The organism is Aeromonas sp. MTB (assembly GCF_056632455.1).
The window spans coordinates 1,676,988-1,696,914 of sequence record NZ_CP147026.1 but is presented as its reverse complement, the minus strand read 5'-3'; the positions used below and the strand labels follow the sequence as shown (position 1 = coordinate 1,696,914).

18 protein-coding genes are annotated in these 19,927 nt (G+C 57.5%); 12 read left to right on the top strand and 6 right to left on the bottom strand.

What is annotated here, in order from left to right; all coding sequences use genetic code 11:
* The first annotated feature begins 753 nt into the window (after positions 1 to 753).
* The 3 genes from WBR25_RS07830 (at position 754) to WBR25_RS07820 (ending at position 3,745) form a co-directional block, all read left to right on the top strand.
* Positions 754 to 1,410, top strand: coding sequence for a hypothetical protein (locus tag WBR25_RS07830; protein WP_479749666.1), 657 nt, complete (start codon positions 754 to 756; stop codon positions 1,408 to 1,410).
* A gap of 324 nt (positions 1,411 to 1,734) precedes the next feature.
* On the top strand, positions 1,735 to 2,466 hold the full coding sequence (locus WBR25_RS07825; protein ID WP_479749665.1) for an AAA family ATPase: 732 nt from the start codon (positions 1,735 to 1,737) through the stop codon (positions 2,464 to 2,466).
* Complete coding sequence (locus WBR25_RS07820) at positions 2,450 to 3,745, top strand: ATP-dependent nuclease (RefSeq protein WP_479749664.1); 1,296 nt, start codon at positions 2,450 to 2,452, stop codon at positions 3,743 to 3,745. The genes WBR25_RS07825 and WBR25_RS07820 overlap by 17 nt, the downstream gene beginning before the upstream one ends.
* A gap of 657 nt (positions 3,746 to 4,402) precedes the next feature.
* Here the strand turns inward: WBR25_RS07820 and cysS are convergent.
* Positions 4,403 to 5,779, bottom strand: coding sequence for a cysteine--tRNA ligase (gene cysS, locus WBR25_RS07815; protein WP_139494042.1), 1,377 nt, complete (start codon positions 5,777 to 5,779; stop codon positions 4,403 to 4,405).
* Between the two features lie 212 nt (positions 5,780 to 5,991).
* Between cysS and WBR25_RS07810 the strand changes: the two genes are divergently transcribed.
* The 6 genes from WBR25_RS07810 to WBR25_RS07785 all read left to right on the top strand — a co-directional run bounded on the left by WBR25_RS07810 (position 5,992) and on the right by WBR25_RS07785 (position 12,692).
* Positions 5,992 to 6,489 carry a peptidylprolyl isomerase gene (locus WBR25_RS07810; RefSeq protein ID WP_005337417.1) on the top strand — a complete coding sequence of 166 codons (498 nt, stop codon included), beginning with the start codon at positions 5,992 to 5,994 and terminating at the stop codon, positions 6,487 to 6,489.
* Entirely contained in the window at positions 6,479 to 7,276 is a 798-nt protein-coding gene (locus tag WBR25_RS07805) for a DUF4269 domain-containing protein (protein ID WP_342400900.1), read from the top strand. The genes WBR25_RS07810 and WBR25_RS07805 overlap by 11 nt, the downstream gene beginning before the upstream one ends.
* Positions 7,273 to 8,028, top strand: coding sequence for a UDP-2,3-diacylglucosamine diphosphatase (gene lpxH, locus WBR25_RS07800; protein WP_479749663.1), 756 nt, complete (start codon positions 7,273 to 7,275; stop codon positions 8,026 to 8,028). Before WBR25_RS07805 ends, lpxH begins: the two co-directional genes overlap by 4 nt.
* Positions 8,029 to 8,326: 298 nt before the next feature.
* On the top strand, positions 8,327 to 11,761 hold the full coding sequence (locus tag WBR25_RS07795; protein WP_479749662.1) for an ImpA family metalloprotease: 3,435 nt from the start codon (positions 8,327 to 8,329) through the stop codon (positions 11,759 to 11,761).
* A gap of 258 nt (positions 11,762 to 12,019) precedes the next feature.
* Complete coding sequence (locus WBR25_RS07790; RefSeq protein WP_021229425.1) at positions 12,020 to 12,196, top strand: DUF3606 domain-containing protein; 177 nt, start codon at positions 12,020 to 12,022, stop codon at positions 12,194 to 12,196.
* Between the two features lie 247 nt (positions 12,197 to 12,443).
* The gene (locus WBR25_RS07785) at positions 12,444 to 12,692 is read left to right on the top strand and encodes a GlsB/YeaQ/YmgE family stress response membrane protein (protein ID WP_005359720.1); all 249 of its coding nucleotides are present in this window, start codon (positions 12,444 to 12,446) and stop codon (positions 12,690 to 12,692) included.
* Positions 12,693 to 12,757: 65 nt separating this feature from the next.
* Here the strand turns inward: WBR25_RS07785 and WBR25_RS07780 are convergent, their stop codons facing one another.
* From WBR25_RS07780 to tctD, 3 genes are read right to left on the bottom strand one after another with little or no spacing between them, the layout of a single operon-like run.
* Complete coding sequence (locus WBR25_RS07780; protein WP_479749661.1) at positions 12,758 to 13,726, bottom strand: sensor histidine kinase; 969 nt, start codon at positions 13,724 to 13,726, stop codon at positions 12,758 to 12,760.
* Complete coding sequence (locus WBR25_RS07775; RefSeq protein ID WP_479749660.1) at positions 13,648 to 14,112, bottom strand: sensor histidine kinase N-terminal domain-containing protein; 465 nt, start codon at positions 14,110 to 14,112, stop codon at positions 13,648 to 13,650. The genes WBR25_RS07780 and WBR25_RS07775 overlap by 79 nt, the downstream gene beginning before the upstream one ends.
* A gap of 43 nt (positions 14,113 to 14,155) precedes the next feature.
* Entirely contained in the window at positions 14,156 to 14,887 is a 732-nt protein-coding gene (gene tctD, locus WBR25_RS07770; protein ID WP_234898302.1) for a transcriptional regulator TctD, read from the bottom strand.
* Between the two features lie 164 nt (positions 14,888 to 15,051).
* On the opposite strand from tctD, the gene WBR25_RS07765 reads away from it, so the two are divergent.
* From WBR25_RS07765 to WBR25_RS07755, 3 genes are read left to right on the top strand one after another with little or no spacing between them, the layout of a single operon-like run.
* A complete protein-coding gene (locus WBR25_RS07765) occupies positions 15,052 to 16,038 on the top strand; it encodes a Bug family tripartite tricarboxylate transporter substrate binding protein (RefSeq protein ID WP_005350924.1) in 987 nt (328 codons plus the stop codon).
* 11 nt (positions 16,039 to 16,049) lie between these two features.
* The gene (locus WBR25_RS07760; protein WP_005350923.1) at positions 16,050 to 16,481 is read left to right on the top strand and encodes a tripartite tricarboxylate transporter TctB family protein; all 432 of its coding nucleotides are present in this window, start codon (positions 16,050 to 16,052) and stop codon (positions 16,479 to 16,481) included.
* Between the two features lie 9 nt (positions 16,482 to 16,490).
* The gene (locus WBR25_RS07755; RefSeq protein ID WP_088869256.1) at positions 16,491 to 18,023 is read left to right on the top strand and encodes a tripartite tricarboxylate transporter permease; all 1,533 of its coding nucleotides are present in this window, start codon (positions 16,491 to 16,493) and stop codon (positions 18,021 to 18,023) included.
* A gap of 125 nt (positions 18,024 to 18,148) precedes the next feature.
* Here the strand turns inward: WBR25_RS07755 and maiA are convergent, their stop codons facing one another.
* Together maiA and WBR25_RS07745 are read right to left on the bottom strand one after the other, a co-directional pair.
* The gene (gene maiA, locus WBR25_RS07750) at positions 18,149 to 18,784 is read right to left on the bottom strand and encodes a maleylacetoacetate isomerase (protein ID WP_005361400.1); all 636 of its coding nucleotides are present in this window, start codon (positions 18,782 to 18,784) and stop codon (positions 18,149 to 18,151) included.
* A gap of 138 nt (positions 18,785 to 18,922) precedes the next feature.
* A complete protein-coding gene (locus tag WBR25_RS07745) occupies positions 18,923 to 19,918 on the bottom strand; it encodes a fumarylacetoacetate hydrolase family protein (protein WP_479749659.1) in 996 nt (331 codons plus the stop codon).
* Between the last annotated feature and the right edge of the window lie 9 nt (positions 19,919 to 19,927).

The following is a 19,927-nucleotide window of genomic DNA, read 5'->3' as shown; positions in this document are numbered from 1 at the left end:
CGTCTGTTGACCCCTTTTCCGAGATCAATGGTCAACGGCGCAATCTGGTAGCGACAGTCAGGGGCGGTAGCGATTTTAGCGGAGACCAGCCGGTCTCCCGCGCCTGCGCCAAGATGCGAGGGTTGCACCCTCGACGGGCGTTCCCGTCAGCCCCCGGGGCTTGTACCCATACCCCATGTGGGTGCGACGCTTGGGGCAATTTGTAAGGTCGAATGGGTCGAGTAGCGAAGCGTAATCGTCCGCGGTCGCTATTCCCTTGCGGGAGAGGGTTAGGGTGAGGGGTCGGTAACGTCATTGCTTGGCGAAATATCGCCGTCTAATTGGCATGGCTTCGCCATGCAGGACGCGAGGACTCCGTCCTCGACGGGGTTTCGCCGCCGCTGCGCGGCTTGGCGAGTGACTTTTCTTTGCGTGGCCAAAGAAAAGTCACCAAAAGAAAGGCCCCCCCACTTGTTCGCCCTCCTGCGTCGGGTTCCCTCGGTTCACCCGTTTGTCCCACGGCACGCGCCGATGGGCCATCCCTGGCCCAGCGGCGCTCGCTCGGCGTCCTGCCTCGCGGCCTGGACAAACGGTCTCACCTCGGCGAACAACAGGGGGCCACACCCAACCCGTAGCCCCGAGGAAAACATCAAACACAGGATTCATTCCGATCTGAGATAGAGGTGTAATTCACTTCGTTCATTACACCCTACGATATACACCTATTTCCATTGCATTATTTCCTATCAGACAAGATACATTTTCGAGATTTGTATGAGCGATAACCTAATTGATAATTTGAAATCGTTTAACCGCAAAGAGCGGTTTTACCTAATTGGCCAAATGCTGGGAAACCCAGAATTTCGCATGGATGACAACCAGCTTGATAGGATATCAAACCTAATCGGTCTCACCATCCCCAGAAAATACTTTGCTGCAATGGATTACCACCTTGACTGGATCTATGCCAGCTTGTACCTCACTAAAAACAACTATAAGAGCTGCGTAGAACGCAATTTCATAAAGGAAAATGGAATTGAAACTGACTATCAAATATCAGGCACTCAAGAAGATGTCGACTTTCTTCTTGCCTTTGTAGACGAAAATAAAATAACCCACCTTGTGATGATTGAAGCTAAAGGCGATAGCTACTTTAGCAATGGTCAGCTAGATAGCAAAAACAAACGATTTAAGGCTATTTTTGGTAACGAAAACACATGGCCAAATGTAAGGCCTCACTTCATAATTTGCAGTCCTAAAGAGCCACAAAAGATAAACATAGAAGAACCCGCCTACTTTATGTTTAAAGACTTAAAATTACCCTGGATTGAGCTCGATATGGGTGATGAAAAAAACAAAGTTACTCGATGTGACCAAAACGGAAAATCATCTAACAATGGTAAGAATTGGAAGATCGAATATCGCCCTTAGAGATATCTTCTCAACTCAAATCACTCATTATTCCTGTCCTAGCGAGGACAATTTTAGGAAGGGTTGTTATCTCCCCCACCTACCAATGGCGGACCAAACTTTCTCACCAATCCAACAGGTATCATTGATATGTATGCATTGGTGAAAAAATCATTGTGAGTACAACAGCAAGCGCCACATATCCTTATCTGGGACTGGTTTTACATAGATTTTCAGATAGTGAAATTATTCGGCCGCAATAATTCTTTATGACTCAAACATCCGATTACGCTTCGCAAGCCTACTCTAAGCTCCTTATTAATTTTCAGTTAAGAGATGTAATAAATGATTATTGGTGTTTTTCTAAAACATATTAAGGCTTACAAAGGAATTTCATTTATTCCGGTAGGCTCCAAATATGGATTTGTTTCATATGTAGGTGAGAATGGTGTTGGTAAAAGCTCCATATTAGAAGCGCTAAATTCATTTTTCAATGACAAACCATATCCTATAAATAAAGATGGGAAACGAGATGGATTAACCACAATAGGAAACGAACCATTCATATCACCTATTTTTTTAATTAGAAAATCTAAAGTTCCTAGGCAAAAAAAGGAATTTGAAAAAATAAGTAAGTATTTTTGGGAGGTACAAAAAAATACATTACATAGCGGTGTTAGAGGATCAATGAATGACTTCTTTGAAATTAGGAACCAGTTATCAAGCCAGAAAGGAATATCGATTGACTCTCATTATCTAATAGTAGCCGGAGAATCAGAGATACAGTCAAACGTACCACGACTGTACTTTGCTAGCTTTCATGGTGAGGAAAGTTTTCTTTCATATATGTTGGATGATGAAAAAGATAATGGCGATCCTCAAGATAAACGTGAAACAACAAGCAACAGAAAAGAAAGACTATCTAAGTTACTTTCTAGCCCTGATTGGAAAAGATTCCATTCTGAACTAAAAGGACTTTATTCATTTATATATTTCCCTGTAGAAATAGAGGTTGAAAGTTTTACAAAAATCGAAACCGCAGAAATGCAGAAATGCAGAAATGCAGAAAGTTTTTGACAAACAGTTAAAGACTGAAATAGAAAAGTCCCTTAATACAGTTAACTTCAATAATCAAGGAGGAATTAACAAGACGTTAGGTAATTTTGTATCTGAAATTGAAGTGATTCTGGAGAAAGAATATTGTTATCATACAGGACAAGATAGAAATAATTCAGTAACCAAAGCGGACCTAGTAAATAAGATTTTAGAAGTCTATTTTCAGAAAAGAGTTCTGCATAGAAGAAATGGAGACTCATTGACAAAAGTTAATGAGCTAAGTGCTGGTGAAAAAAGACAAGCACTGATCAATTTAGTTTATGCTTTTCTCAAAAGAAATTCTGAAAGAGATAAAATGGTAATAATCGGTATAGATGAGCCAGAAAATTCACTGCATACATCATTATGCTATGAGCAGTTCGAAAAACTAAAAGAAATATCTTCCAGCAATCAAATTTTAGTTACGACTCATTGGTACGGTTTCCTACCAATTATAAGTAAAGGGCATAGTCATTTCCTTACTCAGGTTGAAAGAAAGATTGTTTTTGAAAGCTTTGATTTATATGACTACAGATCTCAATTAAAAAAGGAAATTGAAAATTCTAAAAATGCGCTTCCCAAACATTGCACGCTTAAAAGTACATATGATTTAGTTCAATCCATATTTTATTCACTGAAAATGCCGTCACCATACAACTGGATTGTCTGTGAAGGTGTAAGTGAAAAGATTTACTTTGAATATTTTTTCAAAGAAGAAATTAAAAATAAAAACCTTCGAATATTACCAATGGGTGGGCAGTCAAAAGTAATTCGCCTGTATAAATACTTAGAAACCCCAATGGGGGAGGAAAGTACAAATGGAAAAGTTTATTGTTTGATTGATACAGATCATACTAGATGTGAAGAGATCAATGCTGGGATTAAGAGTTTGCAAATTAGACGTCTTAGCAACAAGGGAGAAGCAAATAAAACTCATTTGTTAACCTTAACACATTCAGATACGCATAAGACGGATATAGAACAGGCACTTAATCCTACGATATTCACGATTACTTTAAAAACAATGCAAAGTTCAGAGCATTTAAAAGATATAACGGCATCTAACATCAATGGCAACACAGACTTTATAAAGAACTTTAAAAATCTTCAACTTGAAGATTTTTTCAATGAAAATGATGGAGAGAATAAAATTCTCTTTGCAGAAAAATATATTGAGGCCTCTACAAACTATGAAGAAGATCACGATGATGTTGATGTGATTCCAGAATGGGTTAAAGAAATAAAAAAATTCTTCCAATAAAAACCCCGCAGCCTTGAGCTGCGGTTTTTATTTCTATTGCCCAAACACGCTTTTATCAAACCCAAACCTATTTCCCCAACCCCTTGCACTGCTCTCCCCTTCGGCGGGATCGGCGCCCGACATGAAAACTAAAGCCACGGGCGGGCACGGTATTTTTTCCCCCTGCAAACCGCCGAGTCGAGTTCAACAGGTCAGGAGCGCCATCAGGGATGATGGCGCAGCCGCAGTCGGCACAGGGATGTGCCGTCTGCGGCGCTCCGTCCGACCCGTTGGACGAGACGAGGGAACCCGCGAAGCGGGCGGGTTGCCGGGGGAGAAGACCTTTGGTGACTTTGGGTCTTTCCAAAGTCACTCGCCCCAGCCCGAAGGGCGGGCGAAACCCCTTCGAGGGGAAGGCCCTCGTGTCCTGCATGGCGAAGCCATGCCATTAAGGCGTAGGACGATATTCAGCCGAGAAATGACGTTAGCCCCCCTCACCCTAACCCTCTCCCGCAAGGGGAGAGGGGATCAGAGCGCAGGTCACCGAGGCTTAAGCAGATCGCAGAGGCTTAAGAGGTGTCGAGGGAAGAGACACAAACAAAAACCGCAGCCCTAGAGCTGCGGTTTTTTTTATTGGGTTAACCTGTTGGCACCAGACGCCAACAAGGCCAACCGCCCTTAGGCACGGCGCCAGCTGGTCTTGCCGGCGCTGTCTTCCAGCACGATCCCCATCTCGGTGAGACGGTTGCGGGCGGCATCCGCCGCAGCCCAGTTCTTGTCGGCACGGGCCTGATTGCGCTCGGCGATCAGGCGCTCGATTTCGGCAACCTCTTCGTCCGCTTCGTCACCCTTCAAGAAAGCCTCGGGGTCTTGCTGCAGGATACCGAGCACGGCGCCCAGCTCGCGCAGACGGGCTCCCAGCGCGGCGGCAACGGCCATGTCTTCACCCTTCTGGCGGTTGATCTCGCGCACCAGATCGAACAGGGCGGAGTAGGCTTCCGGGGTGTTGAAGTCGTCATCCATCGCCTCCTTGAAGCGAGCCACCTGCTCGTCGCCACCGGCAGCAGCGGCTACCGGCAGATCGCGCAGGGCTGTGTACATCCGCTCCAGCGCGGCGCGGGCTTGCTTGAGGTTATCTTCCGAGTAGTTGAGCTGGCTGCGGTAGTGGCCAGACATCAGGAAGTAACGGACGGTTTCGGCATCAAAATGGGCCAAAACGTCGCGGATGGTGAAGAAGTTGCCAAGGGATTTGGACATCTTCTCTTTATCCACCATCACCATGCCGCTGTGCATCCAGGTGTTGACGTAGTCGCCACCGTGGGCGCAGCAGGACTGGGCGATCTCGTTCTCATGGTGCGGGAACTGCAGATCGGAGCCGCCGCCGTGGATATCGAAGTGGTTGCCAAGGTGCTTGGAGTTCATGGCGGAGCATTCGATGTGCCAGCCAGGACGGCCCGGGCCCCAGGGGCTTTCCCAGGTCGGCTCGCCGGGCTTGGACATCTTCCACAGCACGAAGTCGAGCGGGTTGCGCTTGGCATCGACCACGTCAACGCGGGCACCGGCTTGCAGTTGTTCCAGATCCTGGCCGGAGAGCTTGCCGTAGTCGGCGTAGGATTCGACGATAAACATCACATCGCCGTTATCCGCCACATAGGCGTGCTCTTTTTCCAGCAGGGATTGCACCAGCTCGATGATCTCTTCGATGTGCTGGGTGGCGCGCGGTTCGATATCCGGGCGCACCATGCCGAGGGCGTCGAAGTCGGCGTGCATGTCGCCAATCAGACGCTCGGTCAGCTCGTCGCAGGTGACGCGGGTTTCAGCGGCGCGCTTGATGATCTTGTCATCCACGTCGGTGATGTTGCGCACGTAAGTCAGGTCGTAACCGGCGTAACGCAGGTAGCGAGCGACCACATCAAAGGCGACGAAGGTGCGGCCGTGGCCGATATGACAGTGATCGTAGATGGTGACACCACACACATACATGCCCACCTTGCCCGGGTGGATAGGTTTGAATTCTTCTTTTTGACGAGTGAGTGTGTTGTATATCTTCAGCATCTTCTAACCACTGCCTGTGAGTAAAATGGTTGGTCATAATACCCCGTTCAGGGGCAGAAAACGAGGCAGAAAAGCGGGCCAATCCCGCCTGCCAGCACGGTTACGGCGCCAGAGAGACTATGCCGCCAGCCCCTGATGGGCTAGAATTGCCACCACTTTATGCCATACACCTGCGGGCACTTCGTCGTCCGCATCAAATGAAAGGACATATCATGGTCACTCTGCACACCAATCACGGCGACATCACCCTCACCCTGAATGCTGAAAAAGCCCCGGAAACCGTGGCCAACTTCCTGCAATACTGCCGTGACGGTCACTACGACAACACCATTTTCCACCGCGTCATCGACGGCTTCATGATCCAGGGCGGCGGCTATGCCCCGGGCTTTGAAGAGAAAGACACCCGCGCTCCCATCAAGAACGAAGCGGCCAATGGTCTCTCCAACAAGATCGGCACCATCGCCATGGCTCGCACCATGGAGCCGCACTCTGCCAGCGCCCAGTTCTTCATCAACGTGAACAACAACGACTTCCTCGACTTCAAATCCGCCACCACTCAGGGCTTTGGCTACTGCGTATTCGGTGAAGTGACCGCCGGCATGGACGTGGTCAACAAGATCAAGGGCGTCAAGACCGGTAACTACGGCCGCATCCACCAGGACGTGCCGGTAGAAGACGTAGTGATCACCAAGGTGACCCTTGCTGACTGATCTCTGCCGACTCGGCACTGACAAAACTGCGGCCCCGGCCGCAGTTTTTCCATCTGCCTCCCCCACTGCCAGCCCAAACTGGCGCCGCCTTGACTATCTGGCCCACGGCAACCCGCGCCAGCGCTCGGCCCATGCCCTGCTCACCGCCGGTGTGTGGGATGAGCTGGCCACGCAGTGCAGCGATATGGCGCTGGTGAGCACGCTCGCCATCGGCCTCGATCGGCCGGGCAGCGATCTCGATATTCTCTGCCAGCATCCCGATCCTGCGGCGTTTGCCGCTACTTTTGCAGAGCAAGGGTGGCAGGCGAGCGCCAAGGGCGACAATGTCTGGCTGCTGGAGCGCACCTTTGCCAGCCTCGACCAGAGCTGTGCTGTTAGCGGTTGCGATCAAAGCGATGCCAGCTGGCCGCTGGAGCTCTATGTCACCCCAGCCCCCATCGAGACGCTGAACGGCTGGCGCCACCTCACCCTGATGGCAGCTTTGCTCGAGCGGTTTGGCGATGCTTTCTACCGTGAAGTGCTGCGTCTGCGCCTTGAGGAGGGATTGAAAGGGGAAGCGGCCATGTGCCGGTTGCTGGGTCTGGCGGGCGATCCTTACGCCGCCCTGCTGACGCTGGAGGGGCGCCATCTGGCCGAGCTGTCATGGCAGCCGCCATCCCGTGACGATATCCATACCTCAACTGGCGCGATGGTGCCCGCCGCGCACGATTCGTCCCCTGTTGTGTCTACTATCTCTGCCACCCCCGTTTGCCCTGTTTCGACCGAGAGCCCGACCCCCACATCATGAGCACCCTCTTTATCAGTGACATTCACCTCTCTGCCCAGCGGCCCGATATGACCGCGGCACTGGTGCGCTTTCTCGAGCACGACGCCCCCGGCGCCGATGCCCTCTATGTGCTGGGGGATCTCTTCGAATTCTGGATTGGCGACGATGACCCCAATCCGCTCCATCAACAGATGGCCGACGCCTTCTTGGCCCTGAGCCAGCAGAACGTGCCCATCTACTTTATCCACGGCAACCGCGACTTTCTGCTGGGCCAGCAGTTTGCCAAGCGCGCTGGGATGACATTGCTGGGGGACCCTTGCGTGATCGAGCTCTATGGGGAGCGGGTAGTGCTGAGCCACGGCGATCTGCTCTGCACCCTGGATGAGGGGTATCAGAAGTTTCGCCGCATCACCCAGCTCAAGTGGCTGCGCTGGCTCTTTTTGCGGCTGCCGCTCGCCCGCCGTCAGGCCATCGCCTGCAAGATGCGCGGCCAAAGCCAGATGGAGAATGCCCACAAGAGCCAGATCATCATGGATGTGACGCCCGCGGCGGTTGACGACACCCTGCGCGCCCACGACTGCCGGATGATGATCCACGGCCACACCCACAGACCCGCCATCCACGACTTCACCCTTGATGGCCAGCCCGCCCGCCGCATCGTGCTGGGAGACTGGTTCGAGCAAGGCTCGGTGCTGATCTGCCGCCCTGGCGAGCAGCGGCTGGAAATGCGGCCGCTGGCAACGATCGACCCCGCCGCTTACCCATCCGTCTGACATCCCCCCTGTGCGGGTTGCAGGTAAAACCTGCGGCCCGGCGCCCCCCTGTAAACCCGGTGAACCGACGTATCACGATGAGCTCAGGCTGGTATGGCCTGTGCCGATGGGGTGCTCGCCCCATCCCTATCGGTTCTGCTGCGCCAGAAACACTAAATACGGCAAAAGCCGGTCAAAAAAACATCCAAGATGCTGAAAATAAAGCAAAATGACCATTCAATCAGCGTTGAAATAAGCAAGGCGGCTCATTAGACTACCGACTCCCCTACCCGTCCTAACACAAGGAACGTATCAAACAATGAAAAAGACGGTTCTCACCCCCTTACTGGCGCTGTTGATCACAGGCTGTGGCGGCGGTGATGGCGAACAGGAAGAGACCCCTATCCGCCCCCCTGTCACCCCCAACTATTTCGAGGCATCCAGCCAGAGCAGCGCGGGCGGACAGTTGAACCCCACCAGCCTGCGGTTGGCGGCGGGTGAACAGGGGCGTTTCTCGGTACAGGCTGACAGCGGTTACCTCCTGACCGAGATAAGCGGATGTGATGGCACCCTGGACGGCCTCACCTATACCACTGGCCCCATGCGCAGCGATTGCCAGATCTCGGCCAGCTTCACGCAGGAGAGTGCCGCCGTCTATTTCAACGCCACCACCCACGCTTCTCAGGGGGGCGCACTCAGCCCCGACGCACTGCGTCTGAACGCCGGTGAACAGGGCCGTTTCACCGTGCAGCCCGAAAGTGGCTTCGTACTGACACAGATCGCAGGATGTGAGGGCACCCTGACGGGTAATACCTACACCACAGCACCCATGCGCGCCGATTGTCAGGTCTCGGCCCGCTTTATCAGCGATGCCGCCAATGCGATTGCCCGGGAAGATCATACCCTTGCCAGCGAGCAATCCCTGATCGCCCATGTCCGTGCGACGATTGCCGACAGTGAGGCGCACCGCACCGAACTGGTTCGCAGCCTCTATCAGGGAATGGCACAGATCAGCTGGAACCCGAGCCACGACTCCATCACCTTTTCCAGCTTCCAGCCGGAGAGCACGGTGACCCTGCTCCCCTCCAACATCAATGGCAAGGGGGAGAGCGAGATCCGGGGTCTGGTGATGGTCTCCGAGCAAGCCGATTACCGTCAGGCCGCCATGGGGGCGAACCTGTTTTCCGTTGACCGCACCGCGCAGAGCGAGGCGCTGCTCAAGGGCCTGATTGGCTGGCTGACCCGAGGCAAGGATAGCGATGGCCTGCGCATCCTCACCGCCCAGATGCCTAGTCGCGCCGATAGCGTCTATTTTCCCCACAACGAAGGCGTGCGGGACTGGCTCAAGGCGATCTATCCCGACAAGCACAGTATCAACCCGGCCAATACCTGCGATTATCAGGCACTGAGCGACTGTATCGACACCATGGCGCCGGAGCTTATCGTGATCAGCGATATCGACCGCCAGGGGCTGGGGTATCAGGGGATCGCAGAGGCGATCGCCAAGGCCAAAGCGGCCGGGATCCCGCTGCTGCTCTCCAACTATCGGCGCGATGCCAGCCCGCTGCTAAGCCCCCTCTATCTCGATATGGGGCTGGTCACCTGGGGCAACTACTGGTCAAAACTCAGAGCCAGCGATCTGGCAGTAAACACCATCATGGCACCCGACGCCCAGCTGATGGCGGTCGATACCCTGCTTGGCAACCTTCTGAATCGCAACTTCACTACCCAGTGGCTCGATAGCTGCGGCGGCAACTTTATCAATTGCGGTGGCTCGGAGAGCTTCAACCAGCAGTTCAAGCTGGGTGCCGACTGGCTGAGAAATGCGGCCATCACCCTCGACAAGGCCGGGATCAGTCCCTTTGCCCGTGACGGCGTGACACTGTTGCCCGCCACCCTGCTGCTGGCCGACAAATACCGTGCCGCCATCGACTACCCGATTGCCTGGGATGAACATCAATCCTGGCAGCAGGCGATGTTTGCCGACTGGCTGGTGAGCTATACCCGCACCCGTACCCCGGCCCAGCCCGATCTGGGGGAGTACGTCACCGATCGCAACAAGGTGGTGAAGGGACAAGCAGCTCACTACGCCTATCCCGCGACGCTCACCGACAGTCGGCGCATTGCGGTTCCCTACAGCGGGCAGTGGACCACCACCGGCTGGTATGCCCTGCCGGGACAAACCATCACCCTGAGACGCACCGATAACGCCGATGTGTCCGCTACCGTCCGACTCAACTACCACAGGCCCAACACCAATCGCGCCTATGAGCAGAAGATCTATCGAGCCCCGCTGGAGCTGACCACCGGGCGACTGCTCTTGGCCAAGGGGGGCAGCATCACCTTCACCTCTCCTTATGGCGGCCCTATCTACCTCTATCTGGAAGGGGGGGCAGCATCGCTGGCCGTCCAGGTAAGCGCCACGGGCGTCACCCGTCATCCGGCCATCATGGATTTCAGTGATGAGCAGCAGATACGCGAGTTCAACGAGCGGCTGGAACAAACCGAGCTGCCCCATATCGATCTGCGGGCCGATGGCGCCGAACAGCATCTACGCCGGGATCGCTTCACCAAGGCGGTGGGTGGCGTCATCCCCGACACCAATGCCCTGCTCGACAGCATCGCCCGGGATCACATCAATGGCGTCTACACCCTGGCGGGCCTGAAAATTCAGGGCAAGGGGCTCGATGAGTCGCTGCCTGCGGATGTTAAAAACGCCTGCGTGGCACTGCTGGGGGAGGGTTGTCTCGATGAGTCGATTCATACCCGCACCATCATCCAGCATGCCAACTATGACCAGAATGCCCATTGCGGCAGCGGTTGCAGTGGCAACCCGTGGGACTCTTCCGGCAGCATCAGTCCGACCGGCTGGCTCGACAATCACGAACTGGGCCACAACCTGCAGACCAACCGGTTGAACGTGCAGTACGCTGCGGCAGGCGATGCCGACAACTGGAGTGGCTATGGCAGCCGCGCGGGGGAAAACTCCAACAACATCTTCCCTTATGTGGTGAAGTGGCGCGCCCATTATCTGAGGGATGGCAACACGGCTCCCATCAAGGATGGGCACATGAATCACAAGGATCTCTTCTATGTGTTCATGTCTGATGCGGCGCAGGTACGGGACAGGAGTGGCAACCGCGTCGTGCTCGGGGCCAACTGCCAGGTGCTCGATACCGGCGAGAGTCGCTACGAAGCCCCCTGGAAGAGCAATGCCTACGCCGTCCACAACGGCTATCGCATGGCGTTTTATATCCAGATGGCATTACGCGCTCACGGTATGATCCTGACTGATGGCACCCGTCTGAACGATGGCTTCACTATCTTCACCCTGCTCTATCAGCATTCACGGATCTTCGGCGCGGCAGCCGACAGTGAAGCGCAGTGGAATGCCAACAAGGATAGGCTCGGCTTTAGCCTGTTCCCCTACTCGGGGCATGCGGTCTATGGCGGCAAACGGGTGCGCGACATACCGGGCAATGACTTTATGCTGGTTGCACTCAGTCGGCTCACCGGTTGGGACTGGCGCAATCACTTCGATCTGCTTGGCCTGCGTTACTCCAGCCTCGCGGTCGCTCAGGTGCAGGCCAACCAGCGTTATGGCAGCCTGCCGATGGGGATGTATGTGCTGGAGGATGACCTGCCCCCTGCCAACATGAGCGAAGGCGTCACATTCCTGCCGCTCTCCGAAAGCGACGGATCCACCCTCTGGCCCCGCAACAGCGGCTCGCCAAGCACCTGCCCAACACCCTGAATAGGATCATCGCGATAACCACAACAAGCGCCCGGCAGGGCGCTTGTTGTTTATCCGGCCTCTGGCCCCGTTGTTGATGCTGTGAAGAGGGTGGAATAAGTGGTGATCGCTCACAGATCAGCAAAGCAAACCTGCACTCCTCCTTCAGGACACAAGGTTGTGTGAACCCCGTCACCTTGCCCCTTGCCAATTGAGAGGATGATGGCGCTCAGGCAGAAACGTCTTTCTCGCCAGCTATTTCAACAAGTTGAGGTTTATATGCCTGACAGCAATGCGGTCGCTCACCCGTTCGATGCCAAGAAGATCAATGTCAACGATCCCTATGAGATGAAGCAGTGGGTCAAAATGTTCGAGTGCACCGAAGTCCAGCTCAAACGGGCGGTCAAGGCAGTCGGCACCTCAGGCAAGGCGATCCGAAAACACCTCAAAAAGTGAGGGCACAACCCCGTCACAGACCAAGCCTAGCTCGCGGGGCTTTTCTCATCTTGACCTTTACGTGAGCCATCCCCGCCTCTGGTTGGCGGCGCACATACCGCCATTCAACCGCTCATAACCGGACTGTGCAGCCCGACCAGCGCCGGCCGCCGTCCGACAGCTTGTGACCAGCCAGCGCCGTCTGGCCCTTCGCATCCCGGCATCCCTGCCTATAATGCGGGCTCAAACACACAGAGAGGATTAATCCATGGGCTTTATCACCTGGATCGTATTGGGACTGTTGGTGGGTATTCTGGCGAAGTGGATCATGCCGGGCCGCGACGGCGGTGGCTTCTTTATGACTGCCCTGCTGGGGATTGTCGGCGCCATGGTTGGCGGCTATGTGGGTACCCTGCTGGGGCTGGGCTCGGTGACCGGTTTCAATATCCCGAGCATCGCGCTGGCGACCGTGGGCGCCCTTATCGTCCTGTTTGTCTTCAACAAGATCCGCAGCTGACCCCCACCGCCATCTATGTGTAGATAAACAGGGCACCGCGAGGTGCCCTCTCTTTTTTATCGCCCTCACGATGTTGCCAGCGGCAAGATCAGCCTCACCAGCAAGCCCCCCAGCTGGGTGGCCGGCAGCAACACCACTTCGCCGTGGTGGTAGTGGGCGATATCGCGTACCAGCGCCAGACCCAGCCCCGCTCCCGGCTGTTCACTCCCCTGCTCGAGGCGCTGGAACGGCTGCCAGACTCGCTCCGCCAGCTCGGGGGCTATGCCGGGGCCGCTATCCTCTACCTCCAGCCAGATCTGCCCGTTGCTTCGCACCACCCGCGCCGTCACCGTGCCGTGGGGTGGGGTGTATTTGATGGCGTTGTCGAGCAGGTTGGCACAGAGTTCCCCGAGCAGCAGCGGCTCCCCCGCCACCATGATGGCGGACTCCTCCCCCTCGTAACCGAGATCGATCCCCTTGCTGCGGGCCTGCGGCAACCGCGACAGACAGGCCTGCTGCACCAGCGCCGTCAACTCCATGGGCTCCCGCTGGCGCAGCCCGGAGCACTCGTCCGATTTGAGTCGCGCCAGCAGCAGGAGCCGCTCGGTCAGGGCGATGGTGTGATCGAGCCGCACGGCCATGGCATCGAGGCTTTCGCTCATCAGGGCAGGATCGCCACTGCCGCGCGCCACCTCAACTTGGGTTTTCAAAATGGTGAGCGGGGTGCGCAACTGATGGGCGGCATCGGCACTGAAACGCTCCTGCCGGGCCACCAGCTGGCGCAATCGGGCCAGCTGGCGGTTGAACGCCTGCACCAGCGGCCGGGTCTCCTGCCAGGGGAGCAAATCCGGCAAGGGTGCAAGATTGGCGGCATCGCGGCGCAAGATCTCCCGCGACAAACGGCGCATCGGGGTGAGCAGCCGTTTGAGCAACAGATAAGCGAGCAGCAGGGTAAGCACCACCAGCGCCCCCTGGGTCAGCAGGGCCGACCAGAGCAACTGCTCCGCCAACTGCTGGCGGCCGAGCAGGGTTTCCGCCACCGTGATGCGGGCCATGCCGTTGACGCCCCCTCGCCTACTGGTTGCAGCAGCATCACGGCGCGGATCGGCGCCTCCTGATAGAGCCCGTCGTAGAAGTAGGCGAGCGCCGGATAGCGGTCGGTCAGCGGCGTGCCGTCCGGCATGGGGGGCAGGTCATCAAAGCCGGAGATGACCCTATCGTCGATACCGCGCACCTGATAGAAGAGGCGATCGCGCATGTTGCGCTCGAAGCTGTCGAGCACCACGTAGGGCACATCCACCCTGAGGCTGCCCTCGGCTGCCGTCAGCCGCTCGGCAACGGTGCGGGCCGAAGCGAGCAGGGTACGATCATAGGCCGAGGTGGCCGCCGCCAGTGCGCCGTAGTAGCTGTACCAGGCCGAGGCGGCCCAGAGGATCAGCAAGGGGCCCCCCAGAAACAGCAGCAGTTGATGGAGCAGGGAGCGGCTAATGGGAGGCCTCCGGCGCCGCTTCCAGCAGATAGCCGAGACCGCGCAGGGTGGTGATCACCACCCCGCTGCCCACCAGCTTTTTGCGCAAACGGTGGATATAGAGATCGATGCTGTCGAGCCCCACCTCGTCATCGAGGTTGAACACCTGCTCGAACAGCTGCCCCTTGGCGACCGGCCGCCCGTGGCGGTACATCAGCGCGGTCAGCAGCGCCAGTTCGCGCGGAGTCAGGGCAAGGCGGGCATCGGCCAGCAGAAAATAGCCGTCGGGGTGCAGGGTCAGACGACCCAGCCGCAGCTCGGCACCGCCACTTTCGCTGCGCCGCAACAGGGCTCGCAGCCGGGCATCCAGCTCCCCCAGATCGAACGGCTTGGCCAGATAGTCATCGGCCCCGGCATTGAGGCCGCAGATCCGCTCCTCCACCGCGCCGCGGGCGGTGAGCAGCAGTACCGGCACCCCCTGCCCCCGGCTGCGCAACCGGCCGAGTACCGCCAGTCCGTCGAGCTTGGGCATCTCGATATCGAGCACCGCCAGCGCGTACTGTTCGTGGCGCAGCAGGTGGTCAGCCTGAGCCCCGTCAGCCACCCAATCCACCGCGAAACCGGCGCTGGTGAGTGCCCGCGACAGCCAGTGGGCCAGTTCGTGATTATCTTCTGCCAACAGCAAGCGCATCCCTATCCCCTTGTTCTTAACGACGGCGTGCAACCACAGTGCTGCAACTGCATCCATTCACTCTGCCTGAGCGGAACAAGGTGCGATCACGGTCACACTCCCGCCAATTGGTCAGTGATTGAAAGGTGAATGAAAGGTTGTTGTTTTAACAATTTCGCATCACTTCGTCTATCGACGGAGTCACACCCAGGAAAAACAACGACAAGATGGAGCACACAACCATGAAGCAACGCACACGTCATGCCCTCGCCCTGCTGACCCTGCTCGGCGCCCTGCCACTGCAGGCAGCCGAGAGTGCCACGACCCCGAGCCGTACCGAATGTATCGCACCGGCCAAACCGGGCGGTGGTTTCGATCTCACCTGCAAGTTGCTGCAGGTGAGCCTGCAGGAGACCGGCACCATCGACAAGCCGATGCGGGTCACCTATATGCCGGGCGGGGTCGGCGCCGTGGCCTACAACGCCATCGTGGCCCAGCGCCCCGCCGAGGCGGGGACTGTGGTCGCCTTCTCCGGTGGCTCCCTGCTCAACCTCTCACAGGGCAAATTTGGCCGTTACGGGGTGGACGATGTGCGCTGGCTGGCGGCAGTGGGTACTGATTACGGCATGATCGCGGTGCGCCACGATGCCCCCTATCAAAATCTCAAGGAGCTGGTGAGCGCCATGGAACGCGATCCCAACAGCGTGGTGATCGGCGCGGGTGCCTCCATCGGCAGTCAGGACTGGATGAAGACGGCGCTGCTGGCCAAACAGGCCGGGGTTGACCCTCACAAGATGCGCTACGTCGCCTTTGAAGGGGGTGGCGAGCCGGTCACCGCGCTACTGGGCAACCATGTGCAGGCGGTCTCCGGCGATTTGAGCGAGATGGTGCCCTATATCGGCGGCGACAAGCTGCGGGTGCTGGCAGTGTTCTCTGCCGAGCGGCTGCCCGGCAAGCTGGCCACCATCCCCACCGCCAAGGAGCAGGGTTATGATCTGGTGTGGCCGGTGATCCGCGGCTTCTATGTCGGCCCCAAGGTAAGCGACAGCGAATATCAGTGGTGGAAGCAGACCTTCGATCAGCTGGTGAAGACCGACACCTTCAAGGCGCAGCGGGATCTGCGCGGCCTGTTCGAGTTTGACCTCACCGGCGAGGCGCTCGACAGCTACGTCAAGGAGCAGGTGGCGCAATATCGCGAGCAGGCCAAAGCCTTCGGTCTGGCCAAATAGGAGCCGCAGCCATGAGCGATCGCATCTTCGCCGCCATCTGGCTGCTGCTCTGTCTGGCAGGCGCCGCTATCGCCTGGCAGATCCAGAGCGAATACAGCTATGAGCCGCTGGGGCCGCGCCCCTTCCCGCTCGGCATCATCGGCCTGATGGCGCTCTGCGCCCTGTTGCTGCTGCGCCGCCAGCCGGACACCGTCAGCTGGCCGCCGCTGCGTACCCTGCGCCACCTCGCCATCATGGTGGTGGCGCTGGCCGGGTACGGTGCCAGCTTCGAGTGGCTGGGCTTTCCGCTGGCCACCACCCTGCTCACCTTTGTTCTGGGGCGCCTGTTTGGCGCCTCTGCCAAAGCCGCCCTGCTCTCCGGCGTCGTCGGCGGTCTGGTGCTCTATCTCGCCTTCGACCGGCTGCTGGATGTCACCCTGCCCCTCGGCGTCTGGTTCTCTTAAGGAGTCAATATGGATACCTGGATGTACCTATCCCAGGGCTTTGCGGTGGCACTCACCCCGGAGAATCTGGTGATTGCCCTGATCGGCTGCTTTGTCGGCACCGTAGTCGGCCTGCTGCCGGGCCTTGGCCCCATCAACGGGGTCGCCATCCTGTTGCCGCTGGCTTTTGCCCTGAAACTGCCCCCCGAATCGGCGCTCATTCTGCTCGCCACCGTCTATATCGGTTGCGAGTATGGCGGGCGGATCTCCTCGATCCTGCTCAACGTGCCGGGGGATGCCGCCGCCATCATGACCGCGCTGGATGGCTACCCCATGGCCCAGCAGGGCAAGGCGGGAGTGGCCCTCTCCATCTCGGCGGTCAGCTCCTTTGTCGGCTCCATGCTCGCCATCGGGGGCATCATCCTGTTCGCCCCGGCGCTGGCGCGCTGGTCCCTCGCCTTCGGCCCGGCGGAGTATTTCGCCCTGATGGTGTTCGCCATCGCCTGCCTCGGCAGCATGATGAGCCAGAACCCGCTCAAATCCTTTATGGCGGCGCTGATTGGGCTGGGGCTCGCCACCGTCGGGGTGGATGCCAACACTGGCGTCTATCGCTTCACCTTCGACAGCGTTCACCTCTCGGACGGGGTGCAGTTTATCGTGGTGGTGATCGGCCTCTTCTCGGTGAGCGAGATCCTGCTGATGCTGGAGCACACCAGTGGCGGCGGCAAGCTGGTGCGCACCACCGGGCGGATGCTGTTCAACTTCAAGGAGCTGGTCCATTGCACCGGCACCATGTTGCGCTCATCCACCATCGGCTTCTTCGTCGGCATTCTGCCCGGCGCCGGTGCCACCATCGCCAGTGCCATCACCTACATGACCGAGAAGCGACTGGCGGGGCCCAATGCCAAATTCGGCGAGGGGGACATTCGCGGCGTGGCCGCGCCGGAGGCGGCCAACAACGCATCGGCCTGCGGCTCCTTTATCCCCATGCTGACCCTGGGAGTGCCGGGTTCGGGCACCACAGCGGTGATGATGGGGGCGCTGACCCTCTATAACATCACTCCGGGCCCCACCATGTTCACCGAACAGCCCGATGTGGTGTGGGGATTGATCGCCGCCCTCTTGCTGGCCAACGTCATGCTGCTGGTGATGAACATCCCCATGGTGGGGCTCTTTACCCGCATGCTCTCCATCCCGCTCTGGTTTTTGGTGCCCGCCATCGCCAGCGTCTCGGCAGTGGGAGTCTATGCGGTGCACAGCACCACCTTCGACCTGTTGCTGATGGTGGCCCTCGGGGTCTTTGGCTACCTGCTGCGCAAGATGCACTTCCCCATGTCACCGCTCATTCTGGGCTTCGTGCTGGGTGAAATGCTGGAGCAGAACCTGCGCCGCGCCCTCTCCATCAGCAATGGCGACACCGCCATCCTGTGGAGCAGCGGCATCAGCCAGACCCTGCTGGTACTGGCCATCGTAGTGATCACCCTGCCCCCGCTGGTACGCCTGCTGCGCCGCCGCAAAGCCGATCCGCTGATCCCGGACGCCCGCCCGGAGCAGGGAGCCTGATCCCCTCTGAACAGAAAGAGGGTCGCCAGCAAACTGGAGTGCCGTTAACGAACAAGGGCCCCACACAGTGGGGCCCTTGTTTATGAATGACGTGTTGATGCCATCCCGCGATTCAAGTCAGTAGGTCACTGCGCGTCCGGCTGGTTGGCTGGTGCCGCCTTGATAAAGGCTTGCAACTGTTCACAGTTGGCGACGATGCGGCGGATGGTGGGGTAATCGTCAAGGGTCATGTCGTAGCGGCGGGCGTTGTAGACCTGGGGCACCAGCATGCAGTCGGCCAGGGTCACTTCGTTGCCGACGCAGTAGACACCGGCGGTGGTCATCAACAGCTGTTCGAGGGCGGTGAAGGTCTCGTCAATCCAGTGGCGATACCAGCGAGCCTCCTGCTCGTTGTTAGCCCTGAAGTGCTCTTCCAGATAGTTGAGCACCCGCAGATTGTTGAGCGGGTGAATATCGCAGGCGATCATGTTGACGATCTGGCGCACTCGGGCCCGCGCGTCGGGGGAAGAGGGCATCAGGGAGTAGGCGGGATAGGTCTCGTCAAGGTACTCCATGATGGCGACCGACTGACCGATCTGCACATCGCCATCCACCAGAAACGGCACCAGCCCTTGGGGGTTTATCCGGCGATAGGCCTTCTCGCTCTGCTCGCCTTGCCGCAAATTGATGGGATGCTGCTCGTAGGCGAGTCCCTTAAGCTGCAACACGATCCGTACCCGAAAACTTGCCGACGAACGCCAATAGCCAAACAACTGCAACATAATCTGTCCCTGCATCTTATCTGGGCCCGAAGCCCGGCAGGTGCTCACCACCTGCCTCCTTGTGTATCCGGCACCGGTTGAGGGCTCGTCGTGATCCGGACATATCCCGAATATCCTGCCGCCAACCGGCGCTGGTCATCAACCTCCCTGACCGCTCGCTGGCACCACCTGTTGAGAGATGGTGCCAAACAGGTTTTGGCCAGAGCGATCTTCCATCGCGATCGACACTCTATCACCAAACTGCAAATAGGGGGTTATAGCTTGATCACAATCAAGAATTTCCAGCATGCGGCGCTCGGCGATGCAGGATGAACCGGCGCTGCGATCGTAGTTGGAGACAGTGCCCGAGCCGATGATGCAGCCAGCGCCAAGGGGACGGGTCTTGGCGGCATGGGCAATCAGATCGAAGAAGCTGAAGGTCATGTCCACCCCGGCATCAGGTGCGCCAAACAGGGCACCATTCAGATGGGTGTGCAGGGGCAGCAGCACCTTGCCATCGCGCCAGTCATCGCCCAGCTCGTCCGGGGTGATGGCCACCGGCGAGAAGGCGCTGGACGGTTTGGACTGGAAGAAACCAAAGCCCTTGGCGAGCTCCCCCGGAATGAGGTTACGCAGGCTCACATCGTTAACCAGCATCAGCAGCTTGACGTGACTGACAGCCCCCTGCGGGCTTACTCCCATCGGCACGTCGTCGGTGATGATGGCTACCTCCGACTCGAAATCGATCCCCCACTCCTCAGAACCCATCACAATCGGCCCGCGGGGGGCGAGAAAACTGTCGGAGCCCCCCTGATAGATCAACGGATCGTGCCAGAAGCTCTCCGGCATCTCGGCGCCGCGGGCCTTGCGCACCAGCTCCACATGGTTGACGTAGGCGCTGCCATCGGCCCACTGGTAGGCGCGCGGCAGCGGAGAGAGGCAAGACGCTTCGTCAAAGGGGAACGCCTCGGTCACACGGCCCTCGTTAAGCTGCTGATAGACAGCCTCCAGCCTGGGAGCAACCTCGGCCCACTCATCGAGGGCGGCCTGCAGGGTGGAAGCAATCTCGCTCACCCGCACCGCCCGGGCCAGATCCCGGCTCACCACCACCAAAGCGCCATCGCGCTTACCATTGTTCAATGTTGCCAATTTCATAAGCGATTC